Genomic DNA, 16,286 nt, shown 5'->3' on the forward strand with positions numbered 1-16,286 from the left:
TACGCAACCGAAGGCCGCTGCGCCGCTGACGCGCGCTGTCCACCGGTGTCAGCGCCACGTCAGTGCCGCGTGAGCGCCCCGCGGCACCATCGTCCTCGACATCTACGAAAGGACATTTCGATGACCACGACACCGCTCGCGGTGGAGGCCTCCGGCCTCGTGAAGACCTTCGGGACGAACCGCGCAGTGGACGGTGTCGACCTCCGTGTGGAGGCCGGCACGGTCTACGGCGTGCTCGGTCCCAACGGCGCCGGCAAGACCACCACCATCTCCATGCTCGCGACCCTGCTCAAGGCGGACGGCGGCGAGGCCCGGATCTTCGGGCACGACGTCCGGCGCGAGGCGCAGACGGTCCGCACCCTGATCGGGGTGACCGGTCAGTACGCCAGCGTCGACGAGACGCTCAGCGCGACCGAGAACCTGGTGATCTTCGCGCGCCTGCTCGGGCTGTCCCGCGCGGACGCGAAGCGGAAGGCCGTGGAACTGCTCGAACGCTTCGGGCTGACCGAGGCCGCGTCACGCCCGCTCAAGGGCTTCTCCGGTGGCATGCGTCGCAGGCTCGACCTGGCTGCGAGCCTCATCGCGCAGCCGCCGCTGATCTTCCTCGACGAGCCGACGACGGGGCTCGACCCCCGCACCCGTGCGCAGATGTGGGACACCATCCGCGAGCTCGTGGCGACGGGTTCGACGGTGCTGCTGACGACGCAGTACCTGGATGAAGCGGACCAGCTCGCCGACCGCATCGCGGTCATCGACCACGGCAAGGTCGTCGCCGAGGGCACGAGCGACGAGCTGAAGGCCTCGATCGGCAGTTCGTCGCTGCAGCTCCGCCTGACCGATGCGCTCCGGCTCGACGCCGCGCGCACGATCGTCCGGAACACCCTCGGTGTCGACGCGGTGGCCAGCCCCGAGGGCTCGCGTCTCACCGCACCGATGTCGGACCCCGACCGCGTGACGGACCTGCTGGTGTCGTTCCGCGAGGCCGGCATCACCCTCGCCGAGATGAGCGTGCAGAAGCCCACCCTCGACGAGGTCTTCCTGACGATCACCGGCGCACCGGCGACCACCGACGACGACGGCACCGACGACGACAACGACAGCACCGACCGCGAACTCGCAGGGAGCATCGCATGACCACCCTCACCACCACCACGGGCACCGCTGCTCCCCGGATCACCCCGCGCCCCGGCGTCGGTGCGACCGGCCTCGGCGCCACCGTCCGGCAGTCGCTCACGATGGCGTACCGCGGGCTGATCAAGGTCCGGCGCACCCCGGAGCAGCTGTTCGACGTCACCCTGATGCCGATCATCTTCACCGTGATGTTCACGTACATCTTCGGTGGTGCGATCGCGGGTGACGTCGCGAGCTACCTGCCGATCATCATCCCCGGCATCCTGGTCCAGACGAACATCACGTCGTCGATCGTCACCGGCGTGCAGCTGCGCGAGGACATGGACAAGGGCGTCTTCGACCGCTTCAAGTCCCTGCCCATCGCCCGGATCGCCCCGCTCGCGGGTGCGCTGCTCGCCGACACCGTCCGGTACGCGATCGCCACGACGATCACCTTCACGGTCGGCATCATCATGGGTCTGCGTCCGGCCGGCGGCTTCGGTGCGGTCGTCCTGGCCGGGTTGCTGGTCATCGTCGTCGCGTGGGCGATCAGCTGGATCTTCGCCTACTTCGGCGTCGTCGCGCGGACGGCGTCGAGCGTCTCCGGCATCTCCAACATGGTGCTGTTCCCGCTGACGTTCCTGTCGAACGCGTTCGTGCCGGCGGACACCCTGCCGGACTGGCTGCGCTGGTTCTCCGAGGTGAACCCGATCTCGCACCTCATCACGGCGGTCCGCGAGCTCGTGAACCACGGCACGGTGGGCGTCGACCTCTGGATCAGCCTGCTCGGCGCAGCGGTCGTGGTCGCGGTGTTCGCGCCACTGACGGTCCGCGCGTACATGCGGAAGGCCTGACGGGCGCCGGTCAGCGCACGCGGAACCGCAGCTCCTCGAGCAGGAGCCGCGCCTCCGAGACGGCCTCGGTCCGGTTCGATCCGGCCGAGGCCGTCTCGGCGTCCGCCAGCACCGCGTCGCCGAGGGCGTCGGCCAGCACCGACCGCATCCGTGGGTGCGCGAGCACACCGAAGTCCTGCCGCGAACCGAGTCGGGTCGCCAGCCCCCAGCAGCGAGCGGCGTGCTCCGGCTGTCCGTCACGGGCGGCGGCGAGCGCCAGGCCGAGCAGGGCGGTCCCGATCACGGGCAGGTCCAGCCACCACGGGTGGACGCGGAGCATCACGAGCGCACCGACGCGCAGGCGTCTCGCGACCGCCACGTCGTCGACCGGGAGGCCCGGCGCGGCTCCGTCGGACCGGCGCACCGCCGCCTCGTCCCGCGCCGCGATCCGCGCCGAGCCCGCCATGAGCGTCCAGTGCGGCGTCTGCTTCCGCAGGGGCAGCACGGAGTCCCAGGCGCGGGCGTACTCCGCCGCCGCGTCGTCGAGGGCTCCTTCCCAGCGCGAGCACTCCGCACCGATGGCCATCGCGAGCACGCCGATCTGCACCCGGTCCTCGTCGAACCCGCCGCGGGCCTCGACCGGACGGTGCTGCAGGTCGTCGGCGACCTGCCGGGCACGCACGACGTCGCCGGTGCTCGCGGCGCAGAGGCCGACGGTCCAGCCGATCTCGTACAGGTCGTCGTCGGCCCCGAACCGTTCGAGTTGCTCGCGGGCGACCTCGGCGGACCGCAGGGCGTCGGCGTGCCGGCCGGTCTGCGCCAGGAGCTGGGTCATGGTGACGGCGATCGACCCGGTGGTCCAGGCGTCGTCGCTCGACCGCGAGAGCGTCTCGGCGCGGGTCGCGTACCGCAGGGCGACGGCGGACTCCCCGTCGTTCTCGGCGAGCGGCGCGCTGAGCATGTTCGCCAGGCAGGCGACCCCGGGCTCCGGGTCGTCGCGGTAGCGGGCGAGCAGGGCGTACCCGTCGGCCGGTCGCCCCAGGGTGAGGAGCAGCGCTGCCTGGGCGTCGAGCACCGCGAACCCGGTGGTGCCGTCGCGCATCACGCGGCGCAGGGTCGACACGGCCAGGGCTGCGGTGCGCTTGTCGCTGAACGCGGACGACCCGCCGGTGACGACGAGTCCGAGCACGGTCGCGGCACGGTCCGCGGTCGCCGGTCCGGTACGGCGCAGGACCGGGACGACCTCGGGGCCGAGTGCGACGACCTCGCCGTGGGCCCCGCGCAGCGACCAGTAGCCGCCGAGGGCCGCGAACAGGTGCGCGACCGCCGCGGTGTCGTCGGCTGCCAGGCTCCAGCGGAGCAGCGTGACGAGGTTGTCGGATTCGCGGGCGACCTCGCGGAACCGCTCGAGCTGGGCGGAACCCGTGATCGTGAGCAGGTTGCGCTCGGCCGCGAACCCACGGCCCCAGCTGATCATGGCCGCACGGACGTCCTCGGTGGCGCCGCGGTCCCCCAGCCGGGCCGCACCGAACTCCCGCACCGTCTCGAGCAGCCGGTACCGCACGGGCTCGCCCTCGTGCTCGACGAGCTGCACGAGCGACTGCTCCACGAGCTCGGCGAGGTCGTCGAGCGCGTCGGCCCTGCGGTCCGGGGCCGCGACGGCCTCGACCGCATCGACCGCGAGTCCGTCCGGGAAGAGCGCCAGCCGGGTCAACAGGTCCTGGGCCCCGTCGTCGAGCAGGCGCCAGCTCCACTCGATCACGGCGAGCAGGGTGCGGTGCCGCTCCGGGGCGCTCCGGTCGCCGCCGCGCAGCAGCGCGAACCGGTCGTCCAGCCGGCGCTCGATCTCGTCGGTGCTCATCCCCCGGATGCGTGCAGCCGCGAGCTCGATGGCCAGCGGTGACCCGTCGAGCCGCGTGCAGATCCGGCGCACCGCGTCCACCGGCAGCACGGCTCCGGGTCGTGCGGCCCGCGCCCGCTCGGTGAACAGCCGGACGGCTGCCCCGTCGGCCTCGACGGGCAGGGGCGCGAGGGGAGCCACGACCTCGCCGGCGATGGCGAGCGGCGCGCGCGACGTCGTCAGGATCCGCAGCTCGGGCACGGTCGCGAGCAGGTCCGCGGCGAAGGCGGCGACCTCGGCCACCAGGTGTTCGCAGTTGTCCAGGACGAGCACGGTCGGCCCGTCGGCGAGTGCCCGCACGACGCGGGTGCGCAGGTCGGCCGCGACGGCGTCCCGGAGCGACCTGGTGGAGCGGAACTCGGCGATCCCGAGCAGCGCGCCGAGGGCCGGCACGATGTCGTCGGCCGTGGCGAGCGGCGCGAGCTCGAACACGACGACGCCCTGTGTCGGCGGCAGGCCGGCGGCGACCGCCTGCGCGAGGCGGGTCTTCCCCAGCCCACCCGCACCGAGGATCGTGACCAGCCGTCCGGCGGACAGCAGGTCCGAGACGGCGGCGAGGTCGGCCTCCCTCCCGACCAACGTGTTCGGCGCAGCACGCAGGCCGACGCGGCGGACGCTGCCCGTGGCGGGGCCGGACCGACGCAGCAACTCGGCGTTGAGGCGGACGAGGTCGGCCGAGGGGTCGGCGCCGAGTTCGTCGGCGAGGCGGTCACGGTGCGCCGCGAAGGCGGCCAGGGCCTCGCTCGTGCGGCCCGCCGCGGCGAGGGCACGCATCGAACCGGCGACCGCGACCTCGTCGTAGGGGTTGGCGACGGCCTCCGCCGCCCAGAGTGCGGCGGCCTCGTCGGCGTCGCCCTCGTCGAGCAGTGCGCCGCCGAGCGCGCGCCGGAGTGTCCGCCGGAGCGCTGCCGCTCGGTCCGCGAGTGCGGCGCCCAGGTCGCCGTCGACGTCGGCGCCCGGTTCACCACGCCAGAGGTCGAGGGCCGCACGGACCGCTGCCGGCTCCGCCTCGCCCACCGCACGCTCGGCACGGGCGAGGTCGACGTCCTCGGGACCGCCGCCCAACGCGTACCCGGTGCTCGTCGACACCACGAGGCCGTCCGCCACGCTCCGGCGCAGTCGGGACACGAGCGTCTGCAGCGCTGCACGGGCACCCCGCGGCTGCACGTCCGGCCAGAGGTCGTCGATCAGGGACTCGGTGGTCAGGGCGTGGCCGCGCGCGAGTACCAGCGCCGTCACGAACGACCGAGCGAGCGCACCGGGCACCGGCGACTGCCGGCCGTCCGCACCCGTCACCGTGACCGGTCCGAGGACGTTGATTCGGGGCGGGACGGTCACGGTGCGAGTCTACGGAGCGCCGGTGTCACGGGGTCCTCGCGTCAGCCGCGCGGACGGTGGAACGCCGACGGCCCCGTGCGGGTGTCGAGGTTGTCCGTCGCACGGCGCTCGGACTCCACGATGCCGCGGAGTGCCACGAGCGCGGACGCCGTCACCGCGACGTGCGAGGGGTTCTCGCGCGAAGCGTCGAGCGCCTGCTCGAGTCGCTCGATCGCCTTGTCGCCTTCGTCCTCGGGGCACTCCCCGCGGATCATGCACGCGAGCTGACGGAGCGCCTCCGTGAGGGGCTCGGTGAACGCCGGATCCGGACGCCCGATGTTCGCCGACACCGGACCCGACCGGGCGACGAGCTCGGTGAGGTCCGTCGTGTACCAGGCGACCCGTTCGAGCGCCCGGAAGCGTGCCCCGTCCTGCTGGAGCCGAGCCCGTGACCCGCGGAGCGCCCCGCGGGGGTTGATCTTCCGGCTCTCGTGCGCGACGGACACCCGCGCGCGCACGTCGGCGATCGCACGGTCGAGCTTGTCCTGCTGCCGGTTCCAGGCGTCCTCGTCGCGTTTGCCGGTCTCCAGCACGCGCGCGAGCCCCTCGAGGTGCTCGGCCAACACGGCGTTCACCTCGTCGATCCGACGTTCGGCGTCCCAGAAGTGCAGCGGTGGGAACACCAGGAAGTTCACGAGCAGGCCGACGACGACGCCGACGCCCATCTGCACCAGGTACCCGAACGAGTAGCCTTCGGCGTTCGCCCCGCCGACGAGCAGCACGAACAACGCCGCCGTCGAGACCCAGGTGCTGCCCTCGCCGAGCACCCGGAACCCGCCGACGAGCACGCCGATGCCGACCGCCAGGGCCACGGCGAGGATCCCCGGGTCGCCCACGATCATCGTGAAGCCCGCGACGGCGATGCCGAGCAGGATGCCGACGAGCGTCTGGATGCCGTTGCGCAGCCCCGCGTAGACCGTCGTCTGCATCGCGACGATCGCCCCGAGCGGTGCGTAGTACGGGTAGTCGGACGCGACCCCGGGCACGTGCCTGGCGATGAACCAGGCCAGTGCCGCGGCGCCGGCGGCCTTGGCTGCGTGCAGCAGTCGCGGCTGCGTGCCGGACGTGCGGCTCCACCGCCACGCGCGGCGACCGACGCCCGCGATGTGTTGGAACTCCATGTGGTGACTCTCCCTGTCGGGCGGACACGCTACGGGGCGCCCACTGGGAAGGCGACGGTCCTGCGTTCTCCGGACGTCGGGGAGCAGGGGTAGCGCTCCCGAACGCGACGAAGCCCCCGCGACCTGGGTCGCGGGGGCTTCGTGGTGACGCGGGGTCCTACTTGGTGTCGTCGCTCTTCTCGGCGGCGTCGGCCTCGACCTCGGCGGCAGCCTCGGTCTCGGTCTCCGACTCGACCGGCGCGGACTCCTCGGTGGTCTCGGTCGCCTCGACCGGGGCCTCCTCGGTGGTCTCGTCGGCAGCCGGCTCCTCGACCGGAGCGGCGGCGGCCGGAGCCGCGGTGCGCTTCACCGGGGCGGGCGTGCCCGACACCGGCTCGAGGACGAGCTCGATCGACGCCAGCGGGGCGTTGTCGCCCTTGCGGAAGCCGAGCTTCGTGATGCGGGTGTAACCGCCCTGACGGTCCTCGACCTGCGGGGCGATCTCCGTGAACAGCGTGTGCACGACGGACTTGTCGCGCAGGGTCGCGATGACCCGACGACGAGCGTGCAGGTCGCCGCGCTTCGCGAACGTGATGAGCCGCTCGGCGACCGGACGGAGGCGCTTGGCCTTCGTCTCGGTGGTCGTGATGCGGCCGTGCGTGAAGAGGGCGTTGGCGAGGTTGCTCAGGAGCAGGCGCTCGTGAGCGGGACCGCCACCGAGGCGGGGGCCCTTGGTGGGCTTCGGCATGTCAGTTCTCCAGTGGTGAAAGTGGTGCGCGCGGTGTCAGCGCGCTTGCGCGTGAGCGCGAGATCAGTTGTTGGACTCGTCCTCGTCGTACCCGCTGTAGAAGTGGGCGCCGTCGAATCCGGGGACGGTGTCCTTGAGGGACAGGCCGAGCTCGGTGAGCTTGTCCTTGACCTCGTCCACCGACTTCTGACCGAAGTTGCGGATGTTCATGAGCTGCGTCTCCGACAGGGCGACGAGCTCGGACACCGTGTTGATGCCCTCGCGCTTCAGGCAGTTGTAGCTGCGGACCGACAGGTCGAGGTCCTCGATCGGGGTCTGCAGCTCGTTCGACAGGACAGCGTCGACCGGCGCGGGGCCGATCTCGATGCCCTCTGCGGCCGTGTTGAGCTCGCGAGCGAGCCCGAACAGCTCGACCAGCGTGCGACCGGCCGACGCGATGGCGTCGCGCGGCGTGATCGCCGGCTTCGACTCGACGTCGACGACCAGGCGGTCGAAGTCCGTGCGCTCACCGGCACGCGTCGCCTCGACGCGGTAGGTGACCTTGAGGACCGGCGAGTAGATCGAGTCGATCGGGATCTGACCGGCCTCGGAGAACTCGGAACGGTTCTGCGTGGCCGAGACGTAGCCGCGGCCGCGCTCGATCGTGAGCTCGAGCTCGAACCGCGCGGTGTCGTTCAGGGTCGCGATGACGAGTTCCGGGTTGTGGATCTCGACGCCGGCCGGAGCGGAGATGTCCGCTGCGGTGACCTGACCGGCACCCTGCTTGCGCAGGTACGCGGTGATCGGCTCGTCGTGCTCGCTGGAGACGACGAGGCTCTTGATGTTGAGGATGATCTCGGTGACGTCTTCCTTCACACCGGGAACGGTGCTGAATTCGTGGAGGACACCGTCGATGCGGATGCTGGTGACAGCCGCGCCGGGGATCGAGGAGAGGAGCGTGCGGCGCAGCGAGTTGCCGAGGGTGTAACCGAAGCCCGGCTCGAGCGGCTCGATGACGAAGCGCGAGCGGTGCTCGGAGATCGACTCCTCGGTCAGGGTGGGGCGCTGTGCAATGAGCACTGTGGGATTCCTTTCGGCGAAGTGTCCGCTATATGACACTTGGCGGTACGACGGGGCCGCGTGGGCCCCGACGGGTCTGTTGAGTTGTGATCACGCGCACCGATGTGCGCGATCGAACGACCAGGAATGGCCGCGGGCCCTGCCCGACCCCGTCAGGGGACGAGCAGGGCGCGGCCGGTTGCTCCTCGCGTCAGACGCGACGACGCTTCGGCGGGCGGCAACCGTTGTGCGCCTGCGGAGTGACGTCGTTGATCGAACCGACCTCGAGGCCAGCGGCCTGGAGCGAACGGATCGCGGTCTCGCGGCCCGAACCCGGACCCTTCACGAAGACGTCGACCTTCTTGACGCCGTGCTCCTGCGCCTGACGCGCAGCGGACTCGGCGGCGAGCTGCGCCGCGAACGGCGTCGACTTGCGCGAACCCTTGAAGCCCACGGCACCCGAGGACGCCCAGCTGAGGACGGCACCCGACGGGTCGGTGATGCTGACGATCGTGTTGTTGAACGTGCTCTTGATGTGGGCCTGGCCCACTGCGACGTTCTTCTTCTCCTTGCGGCGCGGCTTGCGCGCGGCAGTCTTGGGGGTAGCCATCGGGGTCTCCTATCGAGCCTTCTTCTTGCCTGCCACGGTGCGCTTCGGTCCCTTGCGGGTACGCGCGTTGGTCTTGGTGCGCTGACCGCGCACCGGGAGACCACGACGGTGGCGAAGACCCTCGTAGCTACCGATCTCGACCTTGCGACGGATGTCGGCTGCCACCTCGCGGCGGAGGTCACCCTCCACCTTGAAGTTGCCCTCGATGAAGTCACGGAGGGCGACGAGCTGGTCGTCGGTCAGGTCCTTGACGCGGATGTCACCGGAGATACCGGTCTCGGCGAGTGCCTGGACCGCGCGGGTACGGCCGACGCCGTAGATGTACGTGAGTGCGATCTCCACGCGCTTCTCGCGCGGGATGTCGACGCCTGCTAGACGTGCCATGTGATGGCTGCTCCTGTTGTCGATGGAGGTGTGGAGCAGTACCGGTGCCCGGGCCTCCGACCCGAGGTGTCCCCCGGCCGTCGTGCGACCGGGTTCTGGTACTGCGTTGTCGATCTTCAGTTGTGGGTCGTGCTCGAGCAGCCTGCTGTCCGAGGGACAGCGTCGGCGCCGGTCACGCGCCCGGGACTAGCCCTGGCGCTGCTTGTGACGCGGGTTGCTCTTGCAGATCACCATGACGCGGCCCTTGCGGCGGATCACTCGGCAGTGCTCGCACATGGGCTTGACGCTGGGGTTGACCTTCATTGTTCTTTCCTCGTGCTCGCTGGCTTCGTGCGCGGCAGGATTGCCGAGCCGTTCCTTTCCAGCTCGCGGATCACTTGTAGCGGTAGACGATCCGGCCGCGGGTCAGGTCGTACGGGCTCAGCTCCACGATCACGCGGTCCTCGGGGAGGATGCGGATGTAGTGCTGGCGCATCTTCCCGGAGATGTGCGCGAGGACCTTGTGTCCGTTCGTCAGCTCAACGCGGAACATCGCGTTGGGCAGAGCTTCGAGCACCGAGCCTTCGATCTCGATGACGCCGTCTTTCTTGGCCATAGCCTCACTGTCGCTTGGTTGTGGAACAGGTGTGATCCCCGAACCGGTCTGCGGGTCGGTCGCCACACCCGAGAGGGCATGACACACCAAAGATCGATCTTATGTGGTAAACCCGCAATTGCCAAGTGCAGGCGCGGCACGCCCCCTCACCTGGGGCTTCCGCGAGCACGCCTGAGTGTTCCACAGTGGTTTGACGGCGTGCTCCGGGCCGGAGCTTGTGCCCGGACCGTAGCGTTGCTCCGCAGCCACGTCCGCCGCCCACGTACCCTGCGCGGACCACCGAACGGAGACCACGTGCCCGACGCCACACGACGCCCCTTCGCCGCACACGGCAAGCAGGCCCGCCGTCGCGGCTGGACCACACTCGTGACCGTCGTGGCCTCGGCGCTGGCCGTCGTGCTCGTGAGCGGGACGAGCGTCGCCGCCATCGCCGGCGCCCAGCTGGCGACCGCACCGCAGACCGTGCAGCTCAGCACCGACGACCAGAGCACCGCGAAGACCGCCGACATCACGGCGATCAAGGGCGGGGCGAACATCCTGCTCATCGGCAGCGACACCCGCGTCGGACAGTTCGACTCCGACGAGGACGTCGAGGGCGCCCGCAACGACGTCACGATGCTCATCCACATCTCCGAGGACCACCAGCAGCTCACCGCGGTCAGCTTCCCCCGCGACCTGATGGTCCCGATCCCGGCCTGCACCAACCCCGCGAGCGGGACGACCTACCCGGCCTCGACCTCCGCCATGTTCAACACGGCGCTCGGCAACGGTGGCGTCTCGTGCGTCGTCGACACCGTCGAGAACCTCACCGGCCTGAGCATCCCCTACGCCGGGCTCATCACCTTCGACGGCGTGATCGAGATGTCGAACGCGCTGGGCGGCGTCGACGTCTGCGTCGCGGAGCCCATCGACGACACCTTCACCGGTCTGCACCTCACCGCCGGCTCGCACAACCTCGAGGGCTCCGACGCCCTCGCGTTCCTGCGCACCCGCCACGGCGTCGGCGACGGCAGCGACCTGGCCCGGATCAGCTCGCAGCAGGTGTTCCTGTCGGCGCTGCTCCGCAAGGTCACCTCCGACGGCACCCTGTCGAACCCCATCACGCTCTACAAGCTCGCCGGCGCGGCCCTGTCGAACATGACGCTGTCCGACGGCCTGGCCCAGACCCGCACCCTCGTCGGCCTCGCTTCGGCACTGCGCGGCATGAGCACCGCCAACATGCTCTTCGTGCAGTACCCCGTCGCCGACGACCCCGACGACAGCGCGCGGGTGATCGTCGACCAGGAGACCGCCCACACGCTCAACGTGGCGCTGCAGAACGACGTGAAGTCCTCGCTGAGCGACTCGAGCACCGGGCGCGCATCCGAGGAGTCACCGACCGCCGGGGGCACCGCGACGACCGCACCGTCGACCGGCACCACGCCGTCCGACACGGCGTCGTCGCCCGCGTCGAGCGGCGCATCGTCGGGCACGTCGTCCGCACCGAGCTCGTCGGCCACGAGCACGGCGACGTCGACCCCGCTGCCCTCGTCGATCACCGGACAGAGCGCCTCCGAGCAGACCTGCTCCGTCGGCAACTGACCGCACCCCAGACGCCGTCGTCCTGGCACGACGCCCCCGAACGCACGAGACGCCGCCGGATCCGACGGCGTCTCGGCGTCTTGCCGGCGCCTCGGCGTCTTGCCGGCGTCTCCGCACGACGACGGCGTCTCGCGCGGCCGTGGACGTGGGACCGCCGAGCGCGCGCTGCGGGACGGAGCTGCGCCGAGCCTCCCGGTCGGGGTGTGCGGCCGGTAGTGGCGTGTCGGACTGGAGGCCCGTCCTACGGGATCGGGACGGGCGTCACGCCCAGCGGGGCCAGGCCCGCAGCGCCGCCGTCGGCGGCCGTCAGGACCCACACGCCGTCGGCGTGCACCGCGACGCTGTGCTCCCAGTGCGCGGCATCCCCGCCGTCCATCGTGCGGACGGTCCAGTCGTCGTCGTCCGTCGAGCTGTCGATCGTGCCCGCGGTGACCATCGGCTCGATGGCCACCACCAGGCCGGGCTTCACCGCCGGACCGGCACCGCGGACGCGGTAGTTGAAGACCGGCGGGTCCTCGTGCATGGAGCGACCGATGCCGTGCCCCGTGTAGTCCTCGACGATGCCCCAGGCGCCGGTCTCGTCGATCGCGTCCTCGACCGCGGAACCGACCTCGTGCAGGTTCTTCGCGTGGGCGAGCGCCGCGATGCCGTGCCAGAGCGATCGCTCCGTGGTGTCGCAGAGGGTCTGGCGCGCCGCGGACACCTCGGCGTCACCACCGGGGACGACCGTGGTGAACGCGCTGTCGCCGTTCCAGCCGTCGACCTCGGCACCGGCGTCCACCGACACGATGTCACCGGGAGCGAGCAGGCGGTCACCGGGGATGCCGTGCACGATCTCGTCGTTCACGGACACGCACAGCGTGTGCCGGTAGCCCGGCACGAGCTGGAAGTTCGGGATCCCGCCGCCGGCCCGGATCGTCCGCTCGGCGATCGCGTCGAGCTCACCGGTCGTGATGCCGGGACGGATCGCCGCACGCACGGCGTCGAGCGCCTCGGCGGTCAGCAGCCCGGGTCGCACCATGGCGCGGAGCTCGTCCGGCGTCTTGTAGATCGAGGGCTTGCGGAAGCGGACCACGCCGGGTCAGACGCCCGCGGTGAGCCCGCGAGCCGACAGCGCGGCCTGGATGCGGTCGCCGACCTCGTCGATCGCGCCGAGGCCGTCGACGTCGAGGACGAGACCGCGCTCGCCGTAGGCGCCGACGATCGGGGCGGTCTGCTCGGTGTAGACCTGCTGGCGACGACGGATCGTCTCCTCGTTGTCGTCACTGCGGCCCTGCTGCTCGGCACGCTTGAGCAACCGGCCGACGAGCTCGTCCTGGTCGGCGACGAGCTGCACGACCGCGTCGATCCCGGTGCCCTGCTCGGCGAGCAGCGCGTCGAGGTACTCGACCTGCCCGACCGTGCGGGGGTACCCGTCGAGCAGGAACCCCTCGGCTGCGTCGGCCTCGTTCAGGCGCGACTTCACGAGCTCGTTCGTCAGGGAGTCCGGCACGTAGTCGCCGGCGTCCATGATCGCCTTGGCCTGCACACCGAGCGGCGTGCCCTCTGCGACGTTCTTGCGGAAGATGTCGCCCGTCGAGACCGCCGGGATCCCGAAGGACTCGGCGATCCGTCCGGCCTGGGTGCCCTTCCCCGCTCCGGGGGGTCCGACGATGATGAGACGTGCGCTCAACGGAGAAGCCCTTCGTAGTGACGCTGCTGCAGCTGCGAGTCGATCTGCTTCACGGTCTCGAGACCGACACCCACGATGATCAGGATGCTCGCGCCACCGAACGGGAAGTTCTGGTTCGCGCCGAACAGCGCCAGTGCTGCCAGCGGGATGAGCGCGATGAAACCGAGGTAGAGCGAGCCGGGCAGCGTCACCCGGGTGAGGACGTAGTCGAGGTACTCGGCGGTCGGACGACCGGCACGGATGCCGGGGATGAACCCGCCGTACTTCTTCATGTTGTCGGCGACCTCTTCAGGGTTGAAGGTGATCGCCACGTAGAAGTACGTGAACCCGACGATGAGCAGGAAGTACAGCACCATGTAGAACAGGTTGTCGCCGGAGACGAGGTTGTTCTCGATCCAGGTGACCCACGCCGCGGGCTCGGAGCCGTCGGAGGGCTTGTTGAACTGCGCGACCAGAGCCGGCAGGTACAGCAGCGACGACGCGAAGATGACGGGCACGACGCCGGCCATGTTCACCTTGATCGGGATGTACGTGTTGTTGCCGCCGTACGTGCGTCGGCCGACCATGCGCTTGGCGTACTGGACCGGGATCCGCCGCTGCGACTGCTCGACGAACACGACGGCCATCATGATGACCAGTCCGACCAGGATGACGAACAGGAAGAGCTCGAACGACTGCGACTGCTCGATGGCCCAGAGCGCCGACGGGAACTGCGCCGCGATCGACGTGAAGATGAGGAGCGACATGCCGTTGCCGATGCCGCGCTCGGTGACGAGCTCGCCCATCCACATGATGAGGCCGGTACCGGCGGTCAGCGTGACGACCATGAGCATGATCGCGTACCAGCTGTCGTTCGAGATGATCGACGAGCAGGAGGACGACGCGTTCGTGCCGAAGAGGGCACCCGAGCGGGCGACCGTGATCAGGGTGGTGGACTGCAGCACGCCCAGCGCGATCGTGAGGTAGCGCGTGTACTGCGTCAGCTTCGCCTGACCGGACTGGCCCTCCTTGTAGAGGGAGTCGAAGTGCGGGATGACCACGCGCAGGAGCTGCACGATGATCGACGACGTGATGTACGGCATGATGCCGAGCGCGAAGACCGAGAGCTTCAGCAGCGCGCCGCCGGAGAACAGGTTGATCAGGTCGTAGAGACCGCCGGACGACGAGGCGCTGGCGAGACAGCTCTGCACGGCCGCGTAGTCGACGAACGGTGCCGGGATGTACGACCCGAGGCGGAACAGCGCGATGATCGCGAGGGTGAAGCCGATCTTCTTGCGAAGATCAGGGGTGCGCATGATGCGCGCGACCGCTCTGAACACGAGGACTCCGAACTTCTGGGACCGGGGCCGTCGATCGCGGCCGTTCCGGTGTCGGTCGGCAGGGCCGACCAGGCTGGCGGATGCCGGCCACTGTCAAGGAAACCGTAACGGCGGCCCGTGCGCAAACGCACGGGCCGCCGACGGGGGTTACTGGGAGACGGTGCCGCCAGCAGCCACGATCTTCTCGGCGGCGGACGCCGAGACCTTGTCGACCGTGACCGTGATCTTCACGGTGATGTCACCCTGACCGAGAACCTTGACCTTCTCGTTCTTGCGGACGGCGCCCTTGGCGACCAGGCCCGCAACGGTGACGTCGCCACCATCGGGGTAGAGCTCCGAGATCTTGTCCAGGTTCACGACCTGGTACTCGACCCGGAACGGGTTCTTGAACCCGCGGAGCTTCGGGGTGCGCATGTGCAGCGGCATCTGCCCACCCTCGAAGCCGACCCGGACCTGGTAACGGGCCTTCGTGCCCTTGGTACCACGCCCAGCGGTCTTGCCCTTCGAGCCCTCACCGCGACCCACACGGGTGCGGTCCTTCTTGGCGCCCTCTGCGGGGCGGAGGTGGTGCAGCTTCAGCACCTGCACGCGCTCGTTCTTCTCGTCGCTCATGCGTCGACCTCCTCGACCTTCACGAGGTGCGCCACCGTTGCGATGTACCCGCGGTTCTGGGCGTTGTCCTCACGCTCGACCGTACGGCCGATGCGCTTGAGACCCAGGCTGCGGAGCGTGTCGCGCTGGTACTGCTTCTCGCTGATAACGGACTTGATCTGCGTGATCTTCAGCGTCGCCATCACGCACCTGCCTTCTCGGTCGCGGCACGCAGTGCTGCGGCCTCAGCCTGGAGCAGACGAGCCGGGACGACCCGCTCGACGTCGAGGCCACGACGGCTCGCGACGGCGCGGGGCTCCTCGAGCTGCTTCAGAGCCTCGACGGTCGCGTGCACGATGTTGATGGTGTTCGACGAACCGAGCGACTTGCTCAGGACGTCGTGGATGCCGGCGCACTCGAGCACGGCGCGGACGGGACCACCGGCGATGACACCGGTACCCGGGCCAGCCGGACGCAGGAGGACGACGCCAGCAGCGGCTTCACCCTGCACGGGGTGCGGGATGGTGTTGCCGACGCGGGGGACGCGGAAGAAGTTCTTCTTCGCCTCTTCGACACCCTTGGAGATCGCCGTGGGGACCTCCTTGGCCTTGCCGTAGCCGACGCCCACGAGGCCGTTGCCGTCACCCACGACGACGAGCGCCGTGAAGCTGAAGCGACGACCACCCTTGACGACCTTCGACACGCGGTTGATGGTCACCACGCGCTCGAGGAACTGGCTGTCGCCACCGCGGTTGTTGCGGTCGCGGCCCTGCTGACGGTCACGACCGCCACCACGACGGCCACGGTTGTCAGCCGAGTCGCGGTTGTTCGATGCGGAACCGGCAGCGGTCTCGACGGGACGCTCGGCGACGGCAGGTGCCTCCGCCTCCTTGCCCTTCGCGGCGGTGTCGGTGCCCTCAGCAGTTGCCTCGGTGCCCTCAGCGGTCGCTTCGGTGGCCTCGGGGGCCTCCGTGCTCGCCTCGGTGGTCTCGACGGCGTCCGTGGCCTCGACGGCCTCGGTCTTGGCGTCTTCGTTGGTGTTCGCGTTGTCGCTCACAGGTTCAGCCCTCCTTCACGGGCACCATCGGCGATCGCGGCGACGCGACCGGCGTACTTGCTGCCACCGCGGTCGAAGACCACGGCCTCGACGCCAGCCGACTTCGCGCGCTCGGCGAGGAGCTCACCGACGCGACGGGCCTTGGCGGTCTTGTCGCCGTCGAACGAGCGGAGGTCTGCCTCCATCGTCGAGGCGCTTGCGAGGGTGTGACCCTTCGCGTCGTCGATGACCTGCACGAACACGTGACGCGACGAGCGGGTGACGGCGAGACGGGGACGAGCCTCGGTGCCGGTGATCTTCTTGCGGAGACGGTTGTGACGACGCGCCTTGGCGGCCGCCTTGCTCTTGCCTCGTGTCTTGAGGAGTCCCAT

18 protein-coding genes are annotated in these 16,286 nt (G+C 70.2%); 3 read left to right on the plus strand and 15 right to left on the minus strand.

What is annotated here, in order from left to right:
* Positions 1 to 120 precede the first annotated feature (120 nt).
* Positions 121 to 1,134 carry an ATP-binding cassette domain-containing protein gene (locus ITJ69_RS00750; RefSeq protein WP_123293153.1) on the plus strand — a complete coding sequence of 338 codons (1,014 nt, stop codon included), beginning with the start codon at positions 121 to 123 and terminating at the stop codon, positions 1,132 to 1,134.
* Positions 1,131 to 1,964 (plus strand): ABC transporter permease, encoded by an 834-nt coding sequence (locus ITJ69_RS00755; protein WP_134194345.1) that lies wholly within the window; start codon positions 1,131 to 1,133, stop codon positions 1,962 to 1,964. Before ITJ69_RS00750 ends, ITJ69_RS00755 begins: the two co-directional genes overlap by 4 nt.
* 10 nt (positions 1,965 to 1,974) lie before the next feature.
* Here ITJ69_RS00755 and ITJ69_RS00760 read toward each other — a convergent pair whose 3' ends face one another.
* The 8 genes from ITJ69_RS00760 to infA all read right to left on the minus strand — a co-directional run bounded on the left by ITJ69_RS00760 (position 1,975) and on the right by infA (position 9,695).
* A complete protein-coding gene (locus tag ITJ69_RS00760; protein ID WP_194671733.1) occupies positions 1,975 to 5,181 on the minus strand; it encodes a BTAD domain-containing putative transcriptional regulator in 3,207 nt (1,068 codons plus the stop codon).
* Between the two features lie 41 nt (positions 5,182 to 5,222).
* Positions 5,223 to 6,341 (minus strand): FUSC family protein, encoded by a 1,119-nt coding sequence (locus ITJ69_RS00765; RefSeq protein ID WP_123293150.1) that lies wholly within the window; start codon positions 6,339 to 6,341, stop codon positions 5,223 to 5,225.
* 157 nt (positions 6,342 to 6,498) lie between these two features.
* Complete coding sequence (gene rplQ, locus ITJ69_RS00770) at positions 6,499 to 7,068, minus strand: 50S ribosomal protein L17 (RefSeq protein ID WP_123293149.1); 570 nt, start codon at positions 7,066 to 7,068, stop codon at positions 6,499 to 6,501.
* Positions 7,069 to 7,131: 63 nt separating this feature from the next.
* Positions 7,132 to 8,127: a DNA-directed RNA polymerase subunit alpha gene (locus tag ITJ69_RS00775; RefSeq protein WP_071259847.1), complete on the minus strand. Its 996-nt coding sequence runs from the start codon at positions 8,125 to 8,127 to the stop codon at positions 7,132 to 7,134.
* 190 nt (positions 8,128 to 8,317) lie between these two features.
* Positions 8,318 to 8,716, minus strand: a complete 399-nt coding sequence (gene rpsK / locus ITJ69_RS00780) for a 30S ribosomal protein S11 (protein WP_017885507.1) — start codon at positions 8,714 to 8,716, stop codon at positions 8,318 to 8,320.
* A gap of 9 nt (positions 8,717 to 8,725) precedes the next feature.
* Entirely contained in the window at positions 8,726 to 9,100 is a 375-nt protein-coding gene (gene rpsM, locus ITJ69_RS00785) for a 30S ribosomal protein S13 (protein ID WP_058728274.1), read from the minus strand.
* A gap of 186 nt (positions 9,101 to 9,286) precedes the next feature.
* The gene (rpmJ, locus tag ITJ69_RS00790; protein ID WP_071276701.1) at positions 9,287 to 9,403 is read right to left on the minus strand and encodes a 50S ribosomal protein L36; all 117 of its coding nucleotides are present in this window, start codon (positions 9,401 to 9,403) and stop codon (positions 9,287 to 9,289) included.
* Between the two features lie 70 nt (positions 9,404 to 9,473).
* Positions 9,474 to 9,695 carry a translation initiation factor IF-1 gene (gene infA, locus ITJ69_RS00795; protein ID WP_017885509.1) on the minus strand — a complete coding sequence of 74 codons (222 nt, stop codon included), beginning with the start codon at positions 9,693 to 9,695 and terminating at the stop codon, positions 9,474 to 9,476.
* A gap of 294 nt (positions 9,696 to 9,989) precedes the next feature.
* Between infA and ITJ69_RS00800 the strand changes: the two genes are divergently transcribed.
* Positions 9,990 to 11,276 (plus strand): LCP family protein, encoded by a 1,287-nt coding sequence (locus tag ITJ69_RS00800; RefSeq protein WP_185094111.1) that lies wholly within the window; start codon positions 9,990 to 9,992, stop codon positions 11,274 to 11,276.
* Between the two features lie 241 nt (positions 11,277 to 11,517).
* Here ITJ69_RS00800 and map read toward each other — a convergent pair whose 3' ends face one another.
* The 7 genes from map to rplR all read right to left on the minus strand — a co-directional run bounded on the left by map (position 11,518) and on the right by rplR (position 16,286).
* Positions 11,518 to 12,351, minus strand: coding sequence for a type I methionyl aminopeptidase (map, locus tag ITJ69_RS00805; protein ID WP_159571785.1), 834 nt, complete (start codon positions 12,349 to 12,351; stop codon positions 11,518 to 11,520).
* Between the two features lie 6 nt (positions 12,352 to 12,357).
* Positions 12,358 to 12,948 (minus strand): adenylate kinase, encoded by a 591-nt coding sequence (locus tag ITJ69_RS00810; protein ID WP_123339470.1) that lies wholly within the window; start codon positions 12,946 to 12,948, stop codon positions 12,358 to 12,360.
* Positions 12,945 to 14,267 (minus strand): preprotein translocase subunit SecY, encoded by a 1,323-nt coding sequence (gene secY, locus ITJ69_RS00815; RefSeq protein ID WP_111083457.1) that lies wholly within the window; start codon positions 14,265 to 14,267, stop codon positions 12,945 to 12,947. Before secY ends, ITJ69_RS00810 begins: the two co-directional genes overlap by 4 nt.
* Positions 14,268 to 14,414: 147 nt before the next feature.
* On the minus strand, positions 14,415 to 14,879 hold the full coding sequence (rplO, locus tag ITJ69_RS00820) for a 50S ribosomal protein L15 (RefSeq protein ID WP_027466723.1): 465 nt from the start codon (positions 14,877 to 14,879) through the stop codon (positions 14,415 to 14,417).
* Positions 14,876 to 15,061 carry a 50S ribosomal protein L30 gene (rpmD, locus tag ITJ69_RS00825; protein ID WP_173168934.1) on the minus strand — a complete coding sequence of 62 codons (186 nt, stop codon included), beginning with the start codon at positions 15,059 to 15,061 and terminating at the stop codon, positions 14,876 to 14,878. The genes rplO and rpmD overlap by 4 nt, the downstream gene beginning before the upstream one ends.
* Positions 15,061 to 15,915 (minus strand): 30S ribosomal protein S5, encoded by an 855-nt coding sequence (gene rpsE, locus ITJ69_RS00830; protein WP_123936959.1) that lies wholly within the window; start codon positions 15,913 to 15,915, stop codon positions 15,061 to 15,063. Before rpsE ends, rpmD begins: the two co-directional genes overlap by 1 nt.
* On the minus strand, positions 15,912 to 16,286 hold the full coding sequence (gene rplR, locus ITJ69_RS00835) for a 50S ribosomal protein L18 (protein ID WP_031259041.1): 375 nt from the start codon (positions 16,284 to 16,286) through the stop codon (positions 15,912 to 15,914). The genes rpsE and rplR overlap by 4 nt, the downstream gene beginning before the upstream one ends.

It is taken from the genome of Curtobacterium sp. VKM Ac-2887 (genome assembly GCF_015350935.1).
Lineage (GTDB): Bacteria > Actinomycetota > Actinomycetes > Actinomycetales > Microbacteriaceae > Curtobacterium.